Annotated in this window: 21 protein-coding genes; 13 read left to right on the forward strand and 8 right to left on the reverse strand. The window is 72.7% G+C overall.

Annotation, left to right across the window (positions count from 1 at the left end; genetic code table 11):
* Positions 1 to 76 precede the first annotated feature (76 nt).
* Together mscL and ACLQ26_RS14485 are read right to left on the reverse strand one after the other, a co-directional pair.
* Positions 77 to 550 (reverse strand): large conductance mechanosensitive channel protein MscL, encoded by a 474-nt coding sequence (gene mscL, locus ACLQ26_RS14480; protein ID WP_425744897.1) that lies wholly within the window; start codon positions 548 to 550, stop codon positions 77 to 79.
* A gap of 48 nt (positions 551 to 598) precedes the next feature.
* Positions 599 to 1,279 carry a FadR/GntR family transcriptional regulator gene (locus ACLQ26_RS14485; protein WP_425744898.1) on the reverse strand — a complete coding sequence of 227 codons (681 nt, stop codon included), beginning with the start codon at positions 1,277 to 1,279 and terminating at the stop codon, positions 599 to 601.
* A 203-nt stretch (positions 1,280 to 1,482) separates the two neighbouring features.
* On the opposite strand from ACLQ26_RS14485, the gene ACLQ26_RS14490 reads away from it, so the two are divergent.
* Positions 1,483 to 2,634, forward strand: a complete 1,152-nt coding sequence (locus ACLQ26_RS14490; protein ID WP_425745175.1) for an MFS transporter — start codon at positions 1,483 to 1,485, stop codon at positions 2,632 to 2,634.
* A gap of 13 nt (positions 2,635 to 2,647) precedes the next feature.
* Here the strand turns inward: ACLQ26_RS14490 and ACLQ26_RS14495 are convergent, their stop codons facing one another.
* Complete coding sequence (locus tag ACLQ26_RS14495; protein ID WP_196920593.1) at positions 2,648 to 3,004, reverse strand: STAS domain-containing protein; 357 nt, start codon at positions 3,002 to 3,004, stop codon at positions 2,648 to 2,650.
* 165 nt (positions 3,005 to 3,169) lie between these two features.
* Between ACLQ26_RS14495 and ACLQ26_RS14500 the strand changes: the two genes are divergently transcribed.
* From ACLQ26_RS14500 to ACLQ26_RS14525, 6 genes are read left to right on the forward strand one after another with little or no spacing between them, the layout of a single operon-like run.
* Positions 3,170 to 4,030, forward strand: a complete 861-nt coding sequence (locus ACLQ26_RS14500) for an STAS domain-containing protein (RefSeq protein ID WP_425744899.1) — start codon at positions 3,170 to 3,172, stop codon at positions 4,028 to 4,030.
* Positions 4,030 to 4,440 (forward strand): STAS domain-containing protein, encoded by a 411-nt coding sequence (locus ACLQ26_RS14505; protein ID WP_074315936.1) that lies wholly within the window; start codon positions 4,030 to 4,032, stop codon positions 4,438 to 4,440. Before ACLQ26_RS14500 ends, ACLQ26_RS14505 begins: the two co-directional genes overlap by 1 nt.
* Positions 4,437 to 4,856 carry an ATP-binding protein gene (locus tag ACLQ26_RS14510; protein ID WP_007454469.1) on the forward strand — a complete coding sequence of 140 codons (420 nt, stop codon included), beginning with the start codon at positions 4,437 to 4,439 and terminating at the stop codon, positions 4,854 to 4,856. Before ACLQ26_RS14505 ends, ACLQ26_RS14510 begins: the two co-directional genes overlap by 4 nt.
* On the forward strand, positions 4,853 to 5,860 hold the full coding sequence (locus ACLQ26_RS14515) for a SpoIIE family protein phosphatase (RefSeq protein ID WP_425745176.1): 1,008 nt from the start codon (positions 4,853 to 4,855) through the stop codon (positions 5,858 to 5,860). Before ACLQ26_RS14510 ends, ACLQ26_RS14515 begins: the two co-directional genes overlap by 4 nt.
* Entirely contained in the window at positions 5,857 to 7,218 is a 1,362-nt protein-coding gene (locus ACLQ26_RS14520; RefSeq protein WP_425744900.1) for a sensor histidine kinase, read from the forward strand. The genes ACLQ26_RS14515 and ACLQ26_RS14520 overlap by 4 nt, the downstream gene beginning before the upstream one ends.
* Positions 7,215 to 8,762 carry a SpoIIE family protein phosphatase gene (locus ACLQ26_RS14525; protein WP_425744902.1) on the forward strand — a complete coding sequence of 516 codons (1,548 nt, stop codon included), beginning with the start codon at positions 7,215 to 7,217 and terminating at the stop codon, positions 8,760 to 8,762. Before ACLQ26_RS14520 ends, ACLQ26_RS14525 begins: the two co-directional genes overlap by 4 nt.
* A 27-nt stretch (positions 8,763 to 8,789) precedes the next feature.
* On the opposite strand, the gene ACLQ26_RS14530 is transcribed toward ACLQ26_RS14525, so the two are convergent.
* Positions 8,790 to 9,587, reverse strand: coding sequence for an AraC family transcriptional regulator (locus ACLQ26_RS14530; protein WP_425744903.1), 798 nt, complete (start codon positions 9,585 to 9,587; stop codon positions 8,790 to 8,792).
* Positions 9,588 to 9,618: 31 nt separating this feature from the next.
* Between ACLQ26_RS14530 and ACLQ26_RS14535 the strand changes: the two genes are divergently transcribed.
* The 4 genes from ACLQ26_RS14535 (at position 9,619) to ACLQ26_RS14550 (ending at position 13,155) form a co-directional block, all read left to right on the forward strand.
* Positions 9,619 to 10,203: a TIGR03086 family metal-binding protein gene (locus tag ACLQ26_RS14535; RefSeq protein ID WP_425744904.1), complete on the forward strand. Its 585-nt coding sequence runs from the start codon at positions 9,619 to 9,621 to the stop codon at positions 10,201 to 10,203.
* A gap of 197 nt (positions 10,204 to 10,400) precedes the next feature.
* On the forward strand, positions 10,401 to 10,937 hold the full coding sequence (locus ACLQ26_RS14540; RefSeq protein WP_425744905.1) for a PadR family transcriptional regulator: 537 nt from the start codon (positions 10,401 to 10,403) through the stop codon (positions 10,935 to 10,937).
* The gene (locus ACLQ26_RS14545; RefSeq protein WP_358096848.1) at positions 10,934 to 11,635 is read left to right on the forward strand and encodes an ABC transporter ATP-binding protein; all 702 of its coding nucleotides are present in this window, start codon (positions 10,934 to 10,936) and stop codon (positions 11,633 to 11,635) included. The genes ACLQ26_RS14540 and ACLQ26_RS14545 overlap by 4 nt, the downstream gene beginning before the upstream one ends.
* Positions 11,632 to 13,155, forward strand: coding sequence for an FtsX-like permease family protein (locus ACLQ26_RS14550; protein ID WP_425744906.1), 1,524 nt, complete (start codon positions 11,632 to 11,634; stop codon positions 13,153 to 13,155). Before ACLQ26_RS14545 ends, ACLQ26_RS14550 begins: the two co-directional genes overlap by 4 nt.
* Positions 13,156 to 13,174: 19 nt before the next feature.
* Here ACLQ26_RS14550 and ACLQ26_RS14555 read toward each other — a convergent pair whose 3' ends face one another.
* Complete coding sequence (locus tag ACLQ26_RS14555; RefSeq protein ID WP_425744907.1) at positions 13,175 to 13,360, reverse strand: hypothetical protein; 186 nt, start codon at positions 13,358 to 13,360, stop codon at positions 13,175 to 13,177.
* Between the two features lie 127 nt (positions 13,361 to 13,487).
* Entirely contained in the window at positions 13,488 to 15,584 is a 2,097-nt protein-coding gene (locus ACLQ26_RS14560; RefSeq protein ID WP_425744908.1) for a S9 family peptidase, read from the reverse strand.
* Positions 15,585 to 15,679: 95 nt separating this feature from the next.
* Between ACLQ26_RS14560 and ACLQ26_RS14565 the strand changes: the two genes are divergently transcribed.
* Entirely contained in the window at positions 15,680 to 17,038 is a 1,359-nt protein-coding gene (locus tag ACLQ26_RS14565) for an FAD-binding oxidoreductase (RefSeq protein WP_425744909.1), read from the forward strand.
* Between the two features lie 16 nt (positions 17,039 to 17,054).
* Here the strand turns inward: ACLQ26_RS14565 and ACLQ26_RS14570 are convergent, their stop codons facing one another.
* A complete protein-coding gene (locus ACLQ26_RS14570; RefSeq protein ID WP_425744910.1) occupies positions 17,055 to 17,486 on the reverse strand; it encodes a hypothetical protein in 432 nt (143 codons plus the stop codon).
* Between the two features lie 46 nt (positions 17,487 to 17,532).
* A complete protein-coding gene (locus tag ACLQ26_RS14575) occupies positions 17,533 to 19,602 on the reverse strand; it encodes a SpoIIE family protein phosphatase (protein WP_425744911.1) in 2,070 nt (689 codons plus the stop codon).
* A 325-nt stretch (positions 19,603 to 19,927) separates the two neighbouring features.
* Here ACLQ26_RS14575 and ACLQ26_RS14580 point away from each other — a divergent pair.
* Positions 19,928 to 21,376, forward strand: a 1,449-nt coding sequence (locus tag ACLQ26_RS14580) for a HAMP domain-containing protein (protein ID WP_425744912.1), incomplete at its 3' end; no start/stop codon positions are given.

A 21,376-nucleotide genomic window follows, 5' to 3' on the forward strand; every position in this document is an offset into this window, starting at 1 on the left:
GACTCTATCGAACACACGTACGAGAAGGTGCGGCCCCTGCGGGATTCCCGCAGGGGCCGATGTGCATCCGTTCGGGTCAGCGCTGCATCGGCGGGTCGGTGCGGCGGCCCAGCACGTCGTCAAGCGCCCCGCGCTGCTGGCCGGGGGTGGTGTGGCCGGCGGAGACGAGCGCGTCCCGGATCTCGGTGAGCAGCTTGACCTCCTCGCTCGGCGCCGAGGGCGGCGGCTCCTCGCCCCGCTTGCGCCGCTCGGCCAGCTTGTTCATGGGGTAGACGACCAGGAAGTAGAGCGCCGCCGCGGTGAGCAGGAAAGTGATCACCGCGTTGACGAAGGCGATCCAGTCGAACGCGATGCCGCGGAACTTGGGTGCCGTGCCGGCCAGGCCCTTGTCACTGCCGGTGATGAGCAGCACGATCACCCGGATCAGCGGTTCGAGGAACGACTTGGTGAGCTGGGTGACCACGCCCGTGAACGCGGCGCCGATGACGACACCGACCGCCAGGTCGACGACGTTGCCGCGCATGATGAAATCTTTGAAGCCCTTGAGCATCCGTACTCCCGAGGTGTCCGTTTTTCCGTCGCGGACAACCTATGCCCCTCAGGCGGCCTCCAGAAAGGCGCCGGCCTCGAGCGCCGCCCGGCTCGGATCGCCGGCCCGGATCGCCTCGACCAGTCGGGTGTGGTCGACGTAGCGCTCGGGCGTGAGCTCGCTGCCCATCGCCTGGGCGACGGTGCTGCGCAGGGCGGTGCCGACCGAGGCGTACAGCTCGGCGAGCATGGCGTTGTGCGCGGCGGCGACCACCGCGACGTGCAGCGCCGCGTCGGCCTCGACGAACGCGTCGACCCGGCCGCCGCGCCAGGCCGCCTCGCGGTCGGCGAGCGCGCCGTCGAGCGCCGCCAGGTCGGCAGGTGTACGCCTCAGCGCGGCGAGCCGGGCGGCCTCCACCTCGAAGGCGCGCCGGACCTCGATGACCTCGGTCATCCGGTCGTCGCCCAGTCGGCGGGCCACCACCGGCGCCAGCTCGTCGGTGGACACCACGTACGTGCCGGAGCCCTGCCGGCACTCCAGCACCCCGGCGTGCACGAGGGCGCGGACGGCCTCGCGGACCGTGTTGCGCCCGACGCCGAGCGCGGCGACCAGTTGTGGCTCGGTGGGGATGCGCCCGCCGACCGGCCACTCGCCGCCCAGGATCCGGGCCCGGAGCTGCTCGATCGTCTGCCGAACGCGGTGCCCGCGGGGCGGCACGGCGGACTGGCCGCGAGGCGGCGCTGGCGGCACGGCGGGGGAATCGACCGACGGTGGCACTGGTTACATCACCGGCCCGAAATTCATCCCATGATTGTAGGTTAGAGGTCATGACCCCGCCACCCATCGCCGCTCCGCCCGCGCCCGCTCCCGCCGCCGTCGACGCCCGCCCGACGCGCGGCCCCGCGGCCCGGCGGACGCACCCGGCGACCGGTGGCGCACTGGTGCTCGTCGGAATGCTGCTGGTCGCGCTCAACCTGCGGACCGCCGTCACCAGCCTCGGCGCCCTGCTCGACGAGATCCGTGACGGGCTGGGCCTCTCCGGCACCATGGCCGGTCTGGTCACCACCCTGCCGACAATCGCGTTCGCGGGCCTCGGCGCGCTCACCCCGTGGCTGGTCCGCCGGGTCGCGCCGGCCCGGGTGCTGGTGGTCGCCATGATCGTCCTGGCCGCAGGCCAGGTGCTCCGGGCGGCCACCGACTCGGCCTGGATCTTCGTGCTCACCAGCGCGCTGGCCCTGGCCGGCATCGCCGTCGCCAACATCCTGCTGCCGATGCTTGTCAAGCAGCACTTCGGCCATCGGACCGGGCTCGTCACCGGGGCGTACACCATGGCGTTGACCCTGGGCACGACTGTGGCCGCGGCGAGCGCGGTGCCTATCGCGCATGCCTTCGGCTCCTGGCGGGCCGGGCTGGGCGTCTGGGCGGTGCTGGCGGCGGTGGCCGTACTCCCGTGGATTCCGCTGGCGCTGCGGACGCGGGCGGGCGCGCGGCGCGCGACCCCGACGGCTGCCGTCGCCGCGCCGACGCGGGTCCGGCCGGCGCGGACCCGGCTGGGCTGGGCCATGGCTGTCTACTTCGGGGCGCAGTCGCTCAGCGGGTACGCGATCATGGGCTGGTTGGCCCAGCTCTTCCGCGACGCCGGCTATCGACCGGAGTCGGCCGGGCTGCTGCTCGCCGGAGTGACAGCGCTCGGCGTGCCGATCGCACTGCTGATGCCCACCCTCGCCGGCCGGCTCGCCACCCTGCGGCCGCTGGTGCTCGGCCTGACCGCCGCCTCGGCGCTGGCCTACCTGGGGCTGGCGTTCGCTCCGCGCGGCGCCGCGCTGCTCTGGGTGGCCCTGCTGGCGCTCGGACAGGGCGCGTTCCCGCTGATCCTCACCACGATCGGTCTGCGGGCGCGCACCGCCGAGGGAACCGTCGCGCTCTCCGCGTTCGCGCAGAGCACCGGATATGTGATCGCCGCGCTCGGCCCGCTGATGGTCGGCATCCTCTACGAGGTCACCGGAGGCTGGACGGCGCCGATCGGGTTCCTGCTTGCCGCACTGGCCGTGCAGACCGCTGCGGGCATGGCGATCGCCCGTCCCCGCTACGTCGAGGACGAGTAGGGTCCGCCAGTGGTCAGGAGGACGCCGGAGTCGATTCGCCGGCGACTGCCTCATCCACTGTCGGATAGGTGTGCAGCACCTCGACGAGTCCGCTCACCTCGAGGATGCGCAGCACCCCGCGCTGCGGAGCGGCCAGCCGCACCACACCGCCGGCCTCGTCACAGCTGTTCTTGGCGCGAACGAACACCGACAGCCCGGTCGAGTCGCAGAACGAGACGTCCGCCAGGTCGAACACCAGCCGGTTACGGCCCTTGTCGAGCAGGTCGGTGATCTGGTCCTGCAACTGCGGTGCGGTTGCCATGTCCAGCTCGCCCGCGACCGACACGACGACCACGTCGCCGCGTTGTTCCGTGTGCACCGTCAGGGACATTCGCCAGACCTCCTGTTATCGGGGGAACGGTATCCCACGACCGTCGTCCCACGCAGAACGGGAGCCGGCATCCGGTGGCCATCGTCATTCCGTTGCTACGCAGCAAGTAGTTGCGTAGTTCCCGGTGATAGAGTCCGGCCGGTCCAGGTCGAGGGGGGTTTCACGATGGCGTTGAACGCCGAGGAAAGTGGTCGGCTCGCCGCGCTGCTGAGCGGGCGCGCCGAGCAGGTCACGCAGCGGTGGACCGACATCGTTGCCGGTTCGCTGCGGGGCCGACTGAGCCACGCCGAGCTGCGCCGGCAGGTCGAGGACCTGCACCGTGCCATCGTCGGCGCCGGCGAGCAGGGCGCGATCGACCTGTCCGCGGAGAGCGCTGGCGAACTCCGCGCGGCGCTCGCCGACCTGTCCCGGGGCAGGGCCCGGCAGGGCTTCTCCGCCACCGAGACGACTGTAAGCATCTTCGCGCTCAAGGACGTGCTGGCCGAGCTGGTGCAGGAGTCCGGCGGCGCGAACGCGCTGCACGACTACGTCGCCTTCTCCAAGCTGGTCGACGAGTTGGGCCTGTTCACCTTCGAGAGCTTCGTCCGTACCCGCGAGAGCCTGATCGCCGACCAGGCCGAGCAGTTGCTCGAACTCTCCACCCCGGTGGTCAAGCTCTGGGAGGGCGTGGTCGCCGTCCCGCTTGTCGGCACCCTGGACTCGGCCCGCGCCCAGGTGGTCATGGAGCGGCTGCTGCAGACCCTGGTCGACACCGGCTCCCCGTACGCGATCATCGACATCACCGGCGTCCCCGCGGTGGACACGCAGGTCGCCCAGCACATCCTGAAGACCGTGGTGGCCGCCCGGCTGATGGGCGCCGACTGCATCATCTCCGGCATCCGTCCGCAGATCGCGCAGACCATCGTGGCGCTCGGCATCGAGTTCGGCGACATCGCCACCAAGGCGAGCCTGGCCGACGCGCTGCGCCACGTGCTGCGGCTCAACGGGGTGGAGACCGCGCGTCGCCAGCCACGTCGGGACGTCTGATGGAGCGCGTGCCGATCCTCAAGATCGGCGACATCCTGCTCGTCTCCATCCAGCTCGACATGTCCGACCAGACGGCGGTCCAGCTCCAGGAGGACCTCGCCGAGCGGATCGTGGCCACCGGCTGCCACGGCGTCATCATCGACATCACCGCGCTGGACATCGTCGACTCCTTCGTCGGGCGGATGCTCTCCACCATCGCGTCGATCTCCAAGGTCCTCGACGCGGAGACGGTGGTGGTCGGCATGCGACCCGCCGTCGCCATCACCCTTGTCGAACTGGGGCTGTCGCTGAACGGCATCCGTACCGCGCTGAACGTCGAGCGCGGCATGGAGCTGATCGCGGCGGCCCGCGCCGACGAGCTCGACTACCAGCTCGACGACGATCCGGACGCCGAGACGGCCACGCCGTGACCGCGGGCGTCGACCTGGGCCAGCCGCAGGCGCAGTCGGTCCGCAGCGACGAAGACGTGGTCCGCGTCCGGCAACTGGTCCGCACGGTGGCGGTCGCCGTCAAGCTGTCACTCGTCGACCAGACCAAGGTGGTCACCGCCGCGAGTGAGCTGGCCCGCAACACCCTGGTGTACGGCGGCGGCGGCACCGTGGAGGTGACGACCGTGGACAACGGCCGTCGCAAGGGCGTCCGGATCGTCTTCGCCGACTCGGGCCCCGGCATCGCCGACCTCGACATGGCCCTGACCGACGGCTACACCACAGGCGGTGGCCTCGGCCTCGGGCTCAGCGGGTCCCGCCGACTGGTCGACGAGTTCGAGATCGAGACCTCGGCGGAGACCGGCACGCGGATCACGGTCACCAAGTGGTCCAGGTGAACGGGGACGCGGTCACCGACAGTGGCATCTGGTTCCGCGTGGAGGCCAGCAGCGCGGCCAGCGCCGTACGGCGGGCCGCGGAACGCCTCGGCGAGCAGATCGAGATGGGTGCGTCGCGCATCGCCGACCTGGCCATCGTCGCCGCCGAGCTGACCAGCAACCTCGTCAAGCACGCCGACAACGGCGTCCTGCTGCTCCGGCCGGTCCGCCGCGCCGGGCAGGCCGGCGTGGAGCTGGTGGCCATCGACTCCGGGCCCGGTATGGCCGACCTCACCGTGTCGTCCCGGGACGGGCACTCCACCACCGGCACCCTCGGGATCGGCCTCGGCGCCATCGTCCGCCAGGCGAACTGGTTCGACGGCTACTCCCTGCCCGGCCGCGGCACGGTCCTCGCCGTGCAGGTCTGGCCGGCCGAACCCGCCCAGCCGTCCTGGGCCGGCGCACTCACCCGGCCGATCACCGGCGAGACGGTAAGCGGCGACGGGTACGCCGTCCGGCTCGCCGACGGCCGGCACCAGGTGCTGGTCAGTGACGGGCTGGGGCACGGCCCGCTGGCCGCCGCCGCCACCGAGGCCGCGCTCGCGGCCTTCCGTGACGCTCCGTCCAGCCCGCCCGCCGCGGTGGTCAGTCACCTGCACCGGAGCATGTCGCACACCCGCGGTGCCGCGCTCGCGGTCGCCGAGCTGGCGGCCGGTGTGCTGCACTACGCCGGGCTGGGCAACATCGCCGGGGTGATCGTCGAGGGTGACGGTCAGCGTCGAGGGCTCGTGTCGTTGCCCGGCATCGCCGGGCACCAGCGGCCGACGGTCCGCGGCTACGAGTACCCGTTCGGGCCGGGCGCCCGACTGGTGATGCACAGCGACGGTGTGGTCGACCGCTGGCGGTTGACCGACTACCCGGGCCTCGCCGAACGGTCCCCGCTGGTGATGGCGGCGACCCTGCTGCGCGACGCCGGTTTGCGGCGCGACGACGCCTGCGTACTGGTCGCGAGGTCCTGGGCATGACCGCGGAGCCGGCCGCGCCGCCGCTGCTGCAGATGGCGCTGCGGGTCGAGCATGACATCTTCGTCATCCGCCAGCGCGGCCGCGAGGTGGCAGGTGTGGTTGGCCTCGAACACCAGGACCAGGTCCGGATCGCCACCGCGCTCAGCGAGGTGGCCCGGGACCTGCTGCGCCTGACCGGCGGCGCTGACGTCACGTTCCACATCGACGCGGGATCCGACGGCCGGTTCCACCTCCGCGCCGACCTGGCTCCGGTGGCCCCACTGCCCGACGGCCGGTACGAGCCGCAGTCGGGTGCGGTGTCCCGACTGGTCGACACACTGAGCGTGTCGACCGTCGAGGGGGTTACGGTCGTACGGATGTCCCGAAGAGTCCCGGCCAACGCGCCCACGCCAACCCCGGAGCGGCTGGCCGAGTTCCGCGCTGAACTCGGCCGTACCGCGCCGGGCAGCGCGCTGGACGAGCTGACCGTGCAGAACGGCCAGCTCATCGCGGCACTCGACGAGGTACGCAGCCAGCGCGACGAGCTGGCCGTGCTGAACGAGGAGCTGGCCGAGACCAACCGTGGTGTGCTGGCGCTCTACAACCAGCTCACCGAGGAGCTGGAGGAGACCAACCGGGGCGTCGTCGCCCTCTACGCCGAGTTGGACGAGAAGTCGGCGCAACTGCGGACCGCGAGCGAGTCGAAGAGCCGCTTCCTGGCCAACGTGAGCCACGAGCTGCGCGCCCCGGTCACCGCGATCATCGGGTTGGGGCGGCTGCTCGCCGACTCCTCCTCCGACCCGCTCACCGCCGAACAGGCCCGACAGGTGGGTCTCATCCGCTCGTCGGCGGAGGACCTGCTCGGGCTGGTCAACGAACTGCTGGATCTCGCCAAGGCCGAGTCGGGCCGTATCGAGCCGGACTGGGCGGACGTGGATCTGCGCCCGGTCTTCGGTCAACTGCGCGGCACCATGCGGGCGCTCGCCACCCGGCCGGGTGTGGGCCTCGTGGTGGAGGAGCCGACCGAGCCGGCCGTGCTCCGCACCGACGAGGTGCTGCTCGGCCAGGTGCTGCGCAACCTGCTGCACAACGGGTTGAAGTTCACCGAGCGCGGCGAGGTGCGGCTGCGCGCCCGACGGCGGGACGACCGGTGGAATTTCGAGGTCAGTGACACCGGCCCGGGCATCGCGCCCGAGCTGCACGATCGGATCTTCGAGGAGTTCTACCAGGTGCCGGGCGCGACCCGGGTCGGCGGCACCGGCCTCGGCCTGCCGTACGCCCGGCGGCTGGTGACCCTGCTCGGGGGCACCCTGGAGCTGGCCAGCGAGCCCGGCCGGGGCAGCACGTTCACCGTCTCCCTGCCCACAGGCGGAGCGTGACGGTGGACGGCGGCGGCCCGGCGACCCTCCTGGTGGTCGACGACAGTCGTACGAAGCGCTATCTGCTGGTCAGCTGGCTGACCCGAGCCGGGTACACGGTGCTCGAAGCGGAGAACGGCGCCGAGGCGTTGGCCCGGGTCGACACGGACCGGATCGACCTGGTGGTGCTCGACGTTCGGCTGCCCGACCTGAGCGGCTACGAGGTGTGCGAACGGATCAAGGAGGCCCACCCGGCGATACCGGTGATCCACGTCTCCGCGCACGCCGTGGACGTCGCGGACCGGGCCCAGGGGCTGACCCGGGGTGCGGACGCCTACCTGGCGGAGCCGATCGAGCCGGAGGAGCTGATCGCCACCACCCGGGCGGTCCTGCGCTACTACCAGGCCCGGCAGCGTGCCGAACTGCTCGCCGAGCGGCTGCTCGGCCTCGCCGACACCACAGTCGCGGTGCACGCCGCGGCGACCTTCGCGCGGCTGCTCGAAGTCGCCGCGGAGGGGGCCGCGCAGATCTTCAAGAGCCCGGCGGCGGTGATCGCCGAGACGTTCGACGGTGACTGCCTCGCCGGGATCTGCGCCGGCCCAGGCGCCGAGGCGGCCATCGTGCCGTGGGTAGTCGACGACACCGGGGTGCCCACGGGCGCCACGGTAAAGGTGGAGGCCCCGGCGAACTGGGGGCTGCTCGCCTGGCCGGCGGACGACACGGTGACGGTGGCCGCCGCCCGGCTACGGGAGGACCGGGCCCCGCTGTACGTGGTGGTCCCCACCGCCACCCAGACCGCCCGGACGCCGGTGCTCGTGCAGCTCGCCCAGGCCGTCGCGGCTGCGGTCGAGGCACAGCGCTCCTTCGACGAGGAGCACCGGATCGCCGTCACCCTCCAGCGCAGCCTGCTCCCGCGCAGCCTGCCCACGGTGGCCGGCCTGGACCTGGCGGTGCGCTACGAGCCGGCCAGCGCGCAGACCGAGGTGGGCGGTGACTTCTACGAGCTGGTGATGCTCGACGGACACCTGCTGCTGGCGATCGGCGACGTGGCGGGCCACTCGCTGCACGCGGCCACCGTGATGGCCGAGCTGCGGCACGCGGTGCGGGCGTACGCGGTCGAGGGGCACCAGCCCGGCGAGATCCTGCACCGGGTCAACGAGTTGATGCGGACCCTACTGCCGAACGAACTGGCCACGCTCTGCGTCCTGCTGCTGCACCCCCCTACCGGGCGGGTCCGGCTGGCCAGCGCCGGCCACCTGCCCCCGCTGCTCCAGCAGAACGGAAAGATCGAGTTCGTGCAGCACTCGGCGCCACTGCTCGGCGTCCGCGCGCCCCGACCGGCCGACCTGGAGTTCGTCCTGCCGGCCGGCGCCACGCTTGTGTTCTACACCGACGGATTGATCGAGCGCCGGGACGCCACCATCGACGAGGGGCTGGCGGCGCTCGCCGCGGTGGCAGCCACCGTCGACGACGACCTGGACGAGTTCTGTGCCCGCCTGCTTGTGGAACTGGCCCCGTCCAAGATCCAGGACGACGTCGCCGTGGTAGCCCTGCGCCGACGCTGACGAGGCGTGCGGTTCGTTCGCGGGTGCTCAGTGCACCGAGCGGGCGTACGCGGCCGGTGACACCCCGGCGACTGCTGTGAAGTCGCGGACCAGGTGGGCCTGGTCGCTGTAGCCGAGGTTGGCGGCGAGCCCCGCCCAGTCCAGCGGAGCCCCGGCGGCCCGCTCGACGGCCTCCTGGAGGCGGTAGCGGCGGATCACCCACTTCGGGCCGACCCCCACGTACTCGGTGAAGAGCCGTTGCAGCCGACGGACCGGAACGTCGTGCCGCGCGGCGAACTCGTCGACGCGCAGCACCGTCCGGTCGGCCCGGATGGACTCGGCCAGCCGGACGGCCTCCGCGGCGGTCGGGTCCGGGTCGGGCGCCCAGGCGGTGAGCGCCGCGTCGAGCGCGCGACAGCGGTCGTCGTCGCTGCCCGCGCAGACGGGATGGACCGGTGGGAGCAGCCGGCCGGCGGGCAGCGGCAGTCGACGTCCGGTCAACCCGGCCAGGGACTGCCGCCAGAACGGGTGGAAGCCGCCGGGGCGGAACTGGATCCCGCAGACCCGGCCGGTGCCGGTGAGCGTGATCCGGAACAGGTCGCGGCCCACTCCGGCCACCTCGCCGGCCTCCGCCGCGTCGGCGTCGCTCCGGAACACCACGTTCACCGCCGGGTGCGGCACGATCCGCTGCTCGAAGGGCGCGCTCAACGTCCAGTCGATCAACCAGTAGTGCTCGACCCACGCGCCCAACGGTTCGGCCGGCAGGTGTCGGCGGAACCGGACCTCGCGCAGCAGCCGCGCCGGGTCGAGAATGCCCCGACTGTCGCCGCGCGGTCGCTGTCGCATTTCTTCAAGACCACCCTCATACGCTGGCCATATGGCCACTCAGACTAGCGATCTGCTGGCGGCTTCGGCGCCGCGAACCGTGGACGTGGTACGCGGTGTCGCCGACGACCAGCTCGACCTGCCCACTCCGTGCCGCGACTACGTGGTCCGTGATCTGCTCAACCACCTGTTCGAGGTGGTGGTGAACTTCCAGGACCTGGCCGAGAAGAGGCCTGTGGAGTGGGCCGAGAAACCCGACCACCTGAACGACGGCTGGCGGGACCGGTTCGCGGTCGAGACCGACCGCCTGGTCGCCGCCTGGTCGGATTCGTCCACCCTGGAGGGCGTCTCGCCGGGCATGGGGCTGCCGCAGACCGTCGTCGGCGGCATGGCGCTGCTGGACCTGATCGTGCACGGCTGGGACCTCGCCGTGGCGACCGGCCAGCCCTACCGACCCGCCCCGGAGGCGGTGGCCGAGCTGCACGCCCTGGTCGAGCAGCTGGGCCCGACCGCCCGCAAGATGGGCGTCTTCGCCGACCCACCCCAACCCCCGATTCCAACCGAAACCCGAACCCCCGACCTGGACCGCCTCCTGACCCAGACCGGCCGAACCCCCACCTGGCCCCAAACCCCCTAACCCCACCCCACCCCACCCCACCCCACCCCATCCCGTCCCGCCCGGTCCCCCCGTCCCCGTCCTGTCGATCATGAAGTTATTGCCGCGACACGCCGGCGCGAGTGGCAATAACTTCATGATCAACGGAGGCCCCGGGGTCGGGCGGGCGGGGGGTGGGGTGTTGACTTGCGGTATTCGCTCGGTGAATAGTGGGTCGGGTGTCCACGCCGCATGTGCTGCTCGGGTTGCTCGCTGGGGGCAGCCGGCACGGGTATGAGCTCAAGCGCGCACATGACCAGCGGTTGCCGCGGGCTCGGCCCTTGGCGTTCGGGCAGGTCTACGCCACCCTCGGCCGCCTGGAACGGGACGGCCTGGTGGCCACCGCCGGCCAGGACCGGGCCTCCGGGCCGGACCGCACGACGTACGCGCTGACCGGTGAGGGTCGCGCCACACTGGACCGGTGGTTGTCCACGGTGGAACCGCCGATGCCGTACGTGGCCAGCACGCTCTTCGCCAAGGTCGTGGTGGCGCTGCTGGTGGCCGACGTCGAGCGCGCCCGGTCGTATCTGGTCGCCCAGCGCGCCGCGCACACCGCACGGCTGCGGGAGTTGACGGCGGTCAAGGCCGACCCGGCCGCAACCCTCAGCGACGTGATCGCGGCCGACTTCGCGATCGCCCACCTCGACGCCGACCTGCGGTGGCTGCACACCACCCTGGGCCGCGTCGCCGACTGGCACCGGGAGGTGCATCCGTGACGCAACTCCAGGCTCGCGGCGTGGTTCGGGCGTACGGCCCGACGCCCGCCCTGCGCGGTGTGACGCTCGACGTGGCCGAGGGCGAGATCGTCGCGGTCACCGGTCCGAGTGGCTGCGGCAAGTCGACCCTGCTGCACTGCCTGGCCGGGATCCTCCGGCCCGACGCGGGCGAGGTCACCTGGCGCGGCCACCGGATCGACACCTGGTCGGAGGCGGCCCGGTCCCGGCTGCGGCGCACCGAGTTCGGCGTGCTGTTCCAGTTCGGCCAGCTGGTCGCCGAGCTGACCGCGGCCGAGAACGTGGCCCTGCCCCTGCTCCTCGCCGGCACGGGGCGGCGAGAGGCACGGACGGCGGCGCTCACCTGGCTGGAACGGTTTGGGGTGGCCGACCTGGCCGACCTCCGGCCGGGTGAGATGTCCGGCGGTCAGCAGCAGCGGTGCGCCACCGCTCGGGCGCTGGTCACCGAGCCGTGGGTGCTCTTCGCCGACGAACCGACCGGCGCGCTGGACACGCTCACCGGCGAGCAGGTGCTCACCCAACTGGTACGCCTGGCCCGCGAGCAACGTACCGCTGTCGTGCTTGTCACCCACGAGCCCCGGATCGCCGCGTACGCCGACCGGGAGATCGTGCTGCGCGACGGCCTGGTGGACCACACCGGCCTGGGGCTCGACGTGCCGTTGGCGGGCGGCTCCCGGTGAGGCCGGCGACGCTGGTGCGGCTCGCGCTGGCCGGCAACCGTACCGACACGGCACGGGTGGTGCTGACCGCGCTCAGTGCCCTGCTGGCGTCGTTGGCCGGGATGGCGGCGCTCACCGTGCTGGCCATCCCGAAACCGGCGGGTGACGCCTGGGCGGAGTCCGAGCAGTACCGCAACGAGTTGCTGCGTGAGCCGGGGTTGCGCGGGGGGACGGCGTTCGCGCTGCTGATGCTTGCCATCCCGGTGCTGGCGTTGGCCGGCCAGTGCGCCAGGCTCGGCGCGCCAGCCCGGGACCGACGACTCGCCGCCCTCCGGCTGGCCGGCGCCACCCCCGGTCAGGTCACCCGCCTGGCGGTGCTGGAGACCGGCCTGGCGAGCCTCCTCGGCACCCTCGCCGGGCTGGGCGTCTACCTGGTCGGTCGGGAGCTGCTGCACCGGCCGGACGAGCGGGGTCGCCTTGCCCTGCCCACCGACGTGCTGCCGTCGACTGGCGCGCTGGTCGCGGTGGTGCTGGGTCTGCCGGTGCTGGCGGCGGCGGCCACCGCCCTGATGCTGCGTACGGTCACGACCAGCCCGCTCGGGGTCAGCCGCAAGACCGTCCGCGAGCGGGGTCCGCGCCCCTGGGCCGGGCTGTTGATCGGCCTGGGCCTGGCCTCCTTCGTCGCCGTACGCCCGGTGCTCTACTGGGTCGAGGGGAACGACGTGGTGCTGGGCTGGCTGGTGCCGCTGCTGTTCCTGGTGGGTGGGCTCGCCGCGATGATCGGCGTGGTCATCGGCACCGGCTGGATCTCGCACACCTGTGGCCGGTTGCTGCACAGGCACGCCCGCGGCGCGTCGGCGCTGCTCGCGGCGGGCCGGCTGATGGCCGACCCGTGGGCGGGCAGCCGGACGTTCGCCGCGCTGCTGGCCGCCGTGATCTTCGGTGCCGGCGCGGCGGTGCAGCGCGCCTACTTCGCCACGCAGGACCAGGTGGAACGGGAACAGAGCCGCCTCGCCGGGGTGGACGCGGACGTCAACCCCTTCTATTTGTCGACGATGGATCTGGTCGACGCCGCGGTGGCCGTGGCGGTGCTGATCGCGGCGGGCGGGCTGATCGTCGCGCTGGTCGAGGGGATCGTCGCCCGCCGACGCGCCTACGCCGCGCTTGTCGCCACCGGCGTCCCCCGGGCCACGCTGAGCGCATCGGTCGCCTGGCAGGCGCTGGCCCCGGCGGTGCCGGCGATCCTGCTGGCGCTCACCGTGGGGGCGCTGCTCGGCCGAGGACTCTTTCCCAGCGTCAGCACGGGCGGGTCGTCGACGGTGGTGTGCGACGCCACGGCGGCGCTCTGCGACGATCCGGCGACCCGCGACCAGTACACCCGGATCGTGCAGACCGCCGAGGCGGAGCGGGCGATCCCCGTACCCCTGGAGCAGCTGGCCTGGCTCGGCGCCGGCGCCCTGGCGGCGGTGCTGGTGACGGTCGGCGTCGGCCTGCTCTTCCTGCGGGTGAGCACGGCGGTCGACGAGCTGCGGACGGCCTGAGCCGGAGCGGCAGGCCCCGTCAGGCGCCGAGCAGGCCGGCGGAGAGCGCGATAAGCGCGCCGACGACTGCCGAGCAGCAACACACCAGGAGGCCGGCGACCACCGCGAGGATCAGCCAGACACGACGGTCCCGGGCGAGCACCGCCATGCTCGGCCGGCGGGCCTCGTCGGCCGGCCCGCCGTCATCCTCAGGTGCCCCGGTCACGCCGGAAGTCTAAGCCGCGACCTCCCCGGCCTGGCCCGGACCGCGCCTGACTGGTCATGATCGCGCCCGGTCCTGGAACACTTCCAGGATCGAGCGCGATCATGCCGACGGGCGGCGGGGTCGTGAGTCAGGCGCGACCGAGCCGGTCCAGGATCCAGGCGTTTATGAACGCCTCCTCGCGCCACGCGTCGTAGCGCCCGCTCGGGCCACCGTGCCCGGCCCCCATCTCGGTCTTGAGCAGGTAGTCGCCCTGCGGGGCGGTCGCCCGCAGCCGGGCGATCCACTTCGCCGGCTCGGAGTAGAGCACCCGCGTGTCGTTGAGGCTTGTCACCGCGAGGATCGCCGGGTAGTCCACAGCCGCGACGTTCTCGTACGGCGTGTACGACTTCATGTACGCGTAGACCTCGGGGTCGTCGAGGGGGTTGCCCCACTCCTCCCACTCGGTGACGGTGAGCGGCAGCGACGGGTCGAGGATCGAGGTGAGCGCGTCCACGAACGGCACCTGCGCCACGATCCCCGTGAACGCGTCCGGTGCGAGGTTGGCGACCGCGCCCATCAGCAGCCCACCGGCCGAGGCGCCCCGGGCCACCAAGCGGTCGCTTGCCGTCCAACCGGACTTGACGAGGTGCCGGGCGCAGGCGACGAAGTCGGTGAACGTGTTCTTCTTGGCCAGCATCTTGCCCTGGTCGTACCAGCGCCGGCCCAGTTCACCACCGCCGCGCGTGTGCGCCACCGCGAAGACCACACCCCGGTCCAGCAGGGACAGGCGGGCCACCGAGAACCAGGGGTCCATGCTGGCCTCGTACGAGCCGTAGCCGTACAGCTCGCAGGGCGCCGAGCCGTCCCGGGGTGTGCCGACGCGGCAGACAAGCGAGATCGGCACCCGCGTGCCGTCGTCGGCGAGCGCCCAGTCGCGGTGCTGCTCGTACTCCGCCGGGTCGTACGGCCGCCCGTCCGGGCCGGGCAGCACCGGCTTCTGCTTGCGCAGCACCATCTGCCGGGTGACCAGGTCGTAGTCGTACACCGAGTCGGGGGTGACAAGCGACGAGTACCGCAGCCGGATCTGCCCGGTGCGGTACTCCGGGTTGGCGTCCAACCCGACGCTGTACAGCGGCTCGGGGAAGTCGATGTCGTACGAGTCGTCGCTGCCGACCGGCAGCACCCGCAGGCCGGTGAGCCCCTCGGTGCGCAGCGACACCACCAGGTGGTTCGCGAACGCGTCGACCGCCTCCAGGCGGGTGCCCGGGGTGTGCTCGATAAGCGGCACCCAGTCGCCCGGTGCGTCGGCCGAGGTGAACGCCAGCGCGAAGTCCTCCGCGCCGTCGTTGTGCAGGATCAGGAAGCGGTGGCCGTGGTGCTCCACTGCGTACTCGACGCCCTGCCGGCGGGGTGCGATCACGGCCGGTGCCCCGGTGGGGTTGCCGGCCGGGATCACCAGCACCTCGCTGGTGACCTTGCTGTGGATGTCGACCAGGATGAACTTCTCCGACCGGGTCAGCTCGACGCCCACCCAGAACCGCTCGTCGTCCTCCTCGTGGACCACCACGTCGTCGCTGGCGGCGGCGCCGATGGTGTGCCGCCAGACCCGGTTCGGCCGCCAGGCGTCGTCGACTGTCACGTAGAACAGCACCGACGCGTCGGCCGACCAGGCGGTGCCGTAGAACGTGTCGGGCACCTCGTCCGGCAGCAGCTCGCCGGTGCTCAGGTCCTTCACGCGCAGGGTGAACCGCTCGTCGCCGGAGAAGTCGGTCGAGTACGCCAGCCAGCGCCCGTCCGGGCTGACGTCGAACGCGCCGAGCGAGAAGAAATCGTGCCCCTCGGCCAGCAGGTTGCCGTCGAGCAGCACCTCCTCGCCGTCGAGCGGAGCGCCGTCCGCGCTGACCGGCGGGTCGGTCTCGCCGTCGCGGACCGCGCGCCGGCAGTGCACCCCGTACTGCTGGCCCTCGATCGTCCGGGTGTAGTACCAGTGCCCGCCCTTGCGGTTGGGCACGGACAGGTCCGTCTCCCGGGTGCGCTGACGGGTCTCCTCGAACAGGTCCGCGCGCAGGGCGGCCAGGTGCGCGGTGCGCTCCTCGGTGTACGCGTTCTCGGCGGTGAGGTAGGCGATCGTCTCCGGGTCGTCCTTGGCGGCGAGCCAGGCGTACTCGTCGACGACTGTGTCGCCGTGGTGGGTGCGCTCGGTGGGCACCCGCTTCGCCGCGGGCGGGGCAGTCTCGGTGGTCACGCGGTCACGTTACCGGCCGGCTCACCCCGTGCGCCGGACCCGCGGCATCCCGAAGGCCGTCACCACGACTTTCGAACACATGTACGATAGCCGGCATGGCGGCAGCAGCGAGTTCCCTCGGCCGGTCCGGAGCCCTCGAGATCACCAGGCGACTGACGGCGATCTGCGGTCCGCCGTTCGCCCGACTCGCCGGCCCGGCCGACGAGGTGGCCGGGCGTCCGGCCCGCTGGGTGGCGGTGCCCGGCGGCCCGCACGCCGCGGCCGAGGTGCTGCGGCTGGCAGCCGCGCACGACCTGGCGGTGGTGCCTCGGGGCGCCGGCACGAAGATCGACTGGGGTGCCACGCCGACGCAGGTCGACATCATGCTCGACACCGGCCGGCTGGCGGGCATCGGCCACGAACCGGTCGGTGCGCAGGTGGCCGAGGTGGGCGCGGGCACCCCGCTGCGGGCGGTGCAGGCCACTCTGGAGCGCACCGGGCAGCGGCTCGCGATGGACGCCCCGTCGCCGGGTGCGACGCTGGGCGGGGTGCTCGCCGCAGGGGAGTCCGGGCCGCTCCGCCACCGTCACGGCAGCCCCTGCGACCAACTCCTCGGCGTGCGCTACCTCGCCGCCGACGGTGAGTTGGTAAGCGCCGGCGGTGGGGCACCCGGGCTCGACCTGGCCCGGCTGCTCTGCGGCTCGCAGGGTGCCCTCGGCGTGCTGGTCTCGGCGAGCCTGCGGGTGCAGCAGGTGCCGGCCAGCCGGCTCTGGGTGTCCCGTCCGGTGTGGACGCCGCTGGAGGTCCACGACCTGGTCCGGGCGATCCTCGCCGCCCGACTGGAGCCGGCGGCCATCGAGCTGGACCTGCCCGGTGGGCCGCCCCGACCGCGCACCGCCTACCCGCCCGGCCACCCGGCCGCCACCGCCCGCGAGCGTCACCCGTCGATGTCCGGCCGGTCCAGCGCCCCGTCCCGGGCGGGCAGCCTGGTCGTGCTGCTGGAGGGCGGCCCGGCCGAGGTCACCGAGCGCGCCGAGCGGCTGGTCGGTCTGCTGCACGGCGAGGCGACCGTCGCCCACTCCGCCCCGCCGTGGTGGCGGCGCTACCCGTTCGCCCCCGGCGACACCGCACTACGCCTGGAGGTGCCGATCAGCGACCTGCACGCGGCCGTCTACGCCCTGCGGGACGCGGCAGGCGCTCCCGTGCCGGTGCGGGGCTCGGCCGGCCTGGGCGTGGTGCACGCGGCCCTGCCCGGCGCGGTGGCGCCCGACCGGGTGGCGTCCATCCTGGCCGCCGTCCGTGGCGTGCTGCTGGCCCGGCAGGGCCACTGCGTCGTGGTCTCCGCCCCCGCACCGGTCCGTCGGGCCGTCGACCTCTGGGGTGACATCGCCGGCCTGGCTCAGTTGCGGGCCGCGAAGGAGCACCTCGACCCGGAGCACCGGCTCGCGCCCGGCCGCCTCCCCGGCGGCCTGTGAGCCCCGGCCGCCCCGATCAATCCAGCCACCACTGGTGCATGGTCAGCAGCGGTGGGGTAAAACGGGCTGCGAGCACCACCAGGCTGCCCACCGCTCCGGTCAGCAGCAGCACTCGGCTCACCCGCGGCAGAGCTTCGCGCTCCCGGGCGACAAGTGCCACCGCGACGATCGCCAACAGCGGCCCGAGCACCGCACCCGACAGGTAGAGCACCGCGACCACGGCGTAGAGCCAGAAGAACGGGTTCACCCCGTCCATTCCGAACGGGACCACGTCCTTCGGGTCGTACGCGCCGGTCACCATCTCGGCCGGGCCGACCCCGGCGGTCACCATCCGACCCAGGTAGAGCAGCAACACGGCGAGGAACGCGCCGATCGTGGCGAGTTGCGCGACGATCAGGGCCCGGGCCGCCGGCCGGGAGAACGACGTGGCGTGCGCAACACTCGACATGACCGTCAATTTACCGAGCCGCTCCGATATCCGGGGTCCGCGTGGGTCAGACCGCGTCGTTGCGGAGCACCAGCACGGCGATGTCATCCCGGGGCGGCTCGACCGAGAAGTTGATCGCGGCGGCCCGCAGGCGGGCGGCGACCACGTCCGCCGAGTAGCCGGCCAGCGGCGCTGCCGCGTCCCGCAACCGGTCGGTGCCGAACAGCTCCCGGCCGCGCCGCCGCTCGGTGACCCCATCGGTGTAGAAGATCAGCGAGTCACCCGGCGCGAGCGTGATCTCCGCCGTCGGCGAGGTGATCGTGTCGAGCAGGCCCAGCGCGGTGCCCCCGGTGCCGACGAACCGGGCGCCGCCCCCACCGGCCAGCAGCACCGGCCTGTCGTGCCCCGCCAGGTGCAGCGACACGTCCAGGTGGCCACCGTCGCCCGGCCCGACCGCCGCCAGTGCCAGCGTGCAGTAGCGGCCGCCACCGCGCTCGACAAGTGTCTCGTTGAGCCGGGCCAGCGCCTCCGGCAGCGGTTTGCCGTCGCCGACCAGCACCCGGATCACGTCACGGACCAGCCCGGTGACCGCGGCGGCCTGGACGCCCTTGCCCGAGACGTCGCCGATCACCACGAGCCAGCGCCCGTCGGGCAGCGGCACCACGTCGTAGAAGTCGCCACCCACCTCGGCGTCGTCGCCCGTCGGCACGTACTCGGCGGCGAAGCCGATGCCGTCCACCACCGGCAGCACGGGCGGCAGCAGAGACTGCTGGAGCGTCTGCGCGACCCGTCGGCGCTCGGCGTGGATGCGGGCGTTCTCGATCGCCAGCGCGGCCCGCCGGGCCACGTCCTCCAGCACCGCCACCTCGTCCGGGTCGTGCCGGTGCCGCTGGTGCCGGCCCACCGCCAGCGTGCCGAGCCGCTGGCCGCGGGCGATCAGCGGAACAGCGAAACCCTCCATCGGGCCGCCGAGCGGGATCTGCGCAGCGCTGCGGGACGCCTCCCGCAGCCGGGCCTGGACCGAGTCCGGGCCGGTCTCCGCCAGCACCTTGTGCAGTTGCGGCAGCATCGACTCGTCGGCGTGGCTGGCGGCCGCCAGGCGCAGCCGGCCCCACTCGTCGGCGGTGTGCACCGCGCACCACTGGCCGAGGCGGGGCACCACCAACTGCGGGATCAGCGCCATGGTCAGCTCGACGTCCAGCGACTGGGCCAGCAGCTCGCTCGCCTCGGCCAGGAACGTCAGCCACGCCTGCCGGCGTACGTCCGCCCGGCGCAGCCGGTCGTTCTCCAGGTGCAGCGACAGGCGCTCGGCGGTGAGCACCGCCAGCGGCCGGGCGTACGCCGACGGTGCCGCGTCCAGCTCCAGTTCCCCGGCGTACGGGCGGTGCACAGTCAGCGGCACCCGGAGCAGCTCGCTGTCCGGGCGGGGCTGCCGGCCGAAACGGGCCAACAACTGTCGGCCCTGACCGTCGCCCCGGTCCAGGCGGATCGCACCGCCGGCCGCGCCGACCATCTCGGCGACCCGGTTGAGCAGGCTGGCGGCGAAGTCGGGCAGCGGGTCGTCCGCGTACACGTCGGGGGCGGTCTGCATGAGTTCGCTCATCGCGCCGGCGCTCGGAGCGGAACCGTCGACGGCCCCGGGGTTGCCCGCCGTCGACGTGCCGCCGGAGCCGGTCCCGGCGGTCGCCTCGGCCCCGGGTCGGTCCAGCCGGAACCAGACGCCCTTGCCGGTCGGCAGGTACGTGGTGCCCCAGCGGCTGGCGAAGTGGTCCACGAGCAACAGGCCGCGACCTCGCTCGGAGACCTCGTTGATCTCGGTGGCGTCGTTGCGGGTGCCGACGGTCAGTTCGTCGTTGCCCGGACTGGCCGCGAAGTCGGAAACGGTCACGGAGAGGCCGACGTCGTCCGCGACGACCTCGATGTCCAGTTCGGTGCCGGCGTGCTCGACAGCGTTGGTGGTCAGCTCTGTGGTGAGCAGCAGCGCCTCGTTGACCAGGTCGTCCAGATGCGCCTCGGCGAGGACGGAGCGGACGACCGCGCGGGCTGCGGCGGGCGTACGGCGGTCGGCGGGCAGGCGGACACGCCGGACGGCTCCGCTTCCAGCCCCGGCCGTCGCGGCCCCCGCCTCGGCTGACATCCCCGTATCCTCCACCGTTCCCCCGCCGGGTGCCAAGCCGATGCAGGATCATCGCCGCAGCCCGCAGCCCGCAGCCCGCAGCCCGCAGCCCGCAGCCCGCAGCCCGCAGCGGGTCGCCGGCCCGAGGGTAGCCGCAGGCGCGATGCACAAGTGATCAGCGCCACTCGGCGAGGTCTGTGCCGGGTTGGGTGTCGCCGGGGGGATCGCGGAGGCCACCAGGGTCGACCGGCGGGTCGCGCACCCTGGCACTACGGCACGCGCGGGCACAATATGGGGTGCCGGTGTGTCCGTACGGGCACGGCGCCCCCGAGTTGAGCGAGGAATGATGACCACGGCGAAGCAGTCGGTCGCGGACCCGTCCGCGCCCGACCACGAGGCGCTCCTCGGTGAGTTGACCGAGGCGCTGCGACGGATCGGTCGCGGCGACCTGAAGGTCCGGCTTCCCCGCCGCGCCGGCGCTGCCGGTGAGGTGGCGGACGCCTTCAACGAGGTGGTCTCGCTCCAGGAGCGGCAGTACCTGGACCTGCGGCGGATCAGCCGGATCGTCGGCCGGGACGGCCGGCTCACCGAACGGCTCGACGACGAGGGGCTGGACGGTTCCTGGGCGGAGGGGCAGCGGGCGATCAACTCGCTCATCGACGACCTGGGCCGGCCCACCACCGAGATCGCCCGGGTCATCGTGGCTGTCGCGGACGGCGACCTGTCCCAGCACATGGCGTTGGAGATCGACGGTCGGCCGCTGCGCGGTGAGTACCTGCGCATCGGGCGCACCGTGAACACGATGGTCGACCAGCTGTCGTCGTTCTCCAACGAGGTGACCCGGGTGGCCCGCGAGGTGGGCACCGAGGGCAAGCTGGGCGGCCAGGCCGACGTCCGGGGCGTCGCCGGCACCTGGAAGGACCTCACCGACTCGGTAAACACCATGGCGTCGAACCTGACCGGCCAGGTGCGGTCGATCTCGCAGGTGGCGACGGCGGTGGCCAAGGGCGACCTGTCGCAGAAGATCACGGTCGGCGCGCGCGGTGAGGTCGCCGAGTTGGCCGCCACGATGAACTACCTCACCGACACGCTGCGGCTCTTCGCCGAGCAGGTGACCCGGGTGGCCCGCGAGGTGGGCACCGAGGGCAAGCTCGGCGGCCAGGCCGAGGTGCCGAACGTGGCCGGCACCTGGAAGGACCTGACCGACAGCGTCAACTCGATGGCGTCGAACCTGACGGCCCAGGTCCGCAACATCGCCCAGGTGTCGACCGCGGTGGCGCGCGGTGACCTCTCGCAGAAGATCACCGTGGCGGCGCAGGGCGAGATCCTGGAGCTGAAGGACACCGTCAACACGATGGTGGACCAGTTGTCGTCGTTCGCCGACGAGGTGACCCGGGTGGCCCGTGAGGTGGGCATCGAGGGCAAGCTGGGCGGCCAGGCGCAGGTGCGCGGCGTTTCCGGCACCTGGCGGGACCTCACCGAGAACGTCAACCAGTTGGCCGGCAACCTGACCAGCCAGGTCCGCAACATCTCCCAGGTCTCCACTGCAGTGGCCAAGGGCGACCTGAGTCAGAAGATCACAGTGGACGCCCAGGGCGAGATCCTGGAGCTGAAGAACACGGTCAACACGATGGTCGACCAGCTGTCGTCGTTCGCCGACGAGGTGACGCGGGTGGCCCGCGAGGTCGGCACCGAAGGCAACCTGGGCGGTCAGGCCCAGGTCAAGGGCGTCAGCGGTACGTGGCGGGACCTGACCGACAACGTGAACTCGATGGCGTCCAACCTGACCAGCCAG

The organism is Micromonospora sp. DT43, from assembly GCF_049841645.1.
Classification (GTDB): domain Bacteria; phylum Actinomycetota; class Actinomycetes; order Mycobacteriales; family Micromonosporaceae; genus Micromonospora.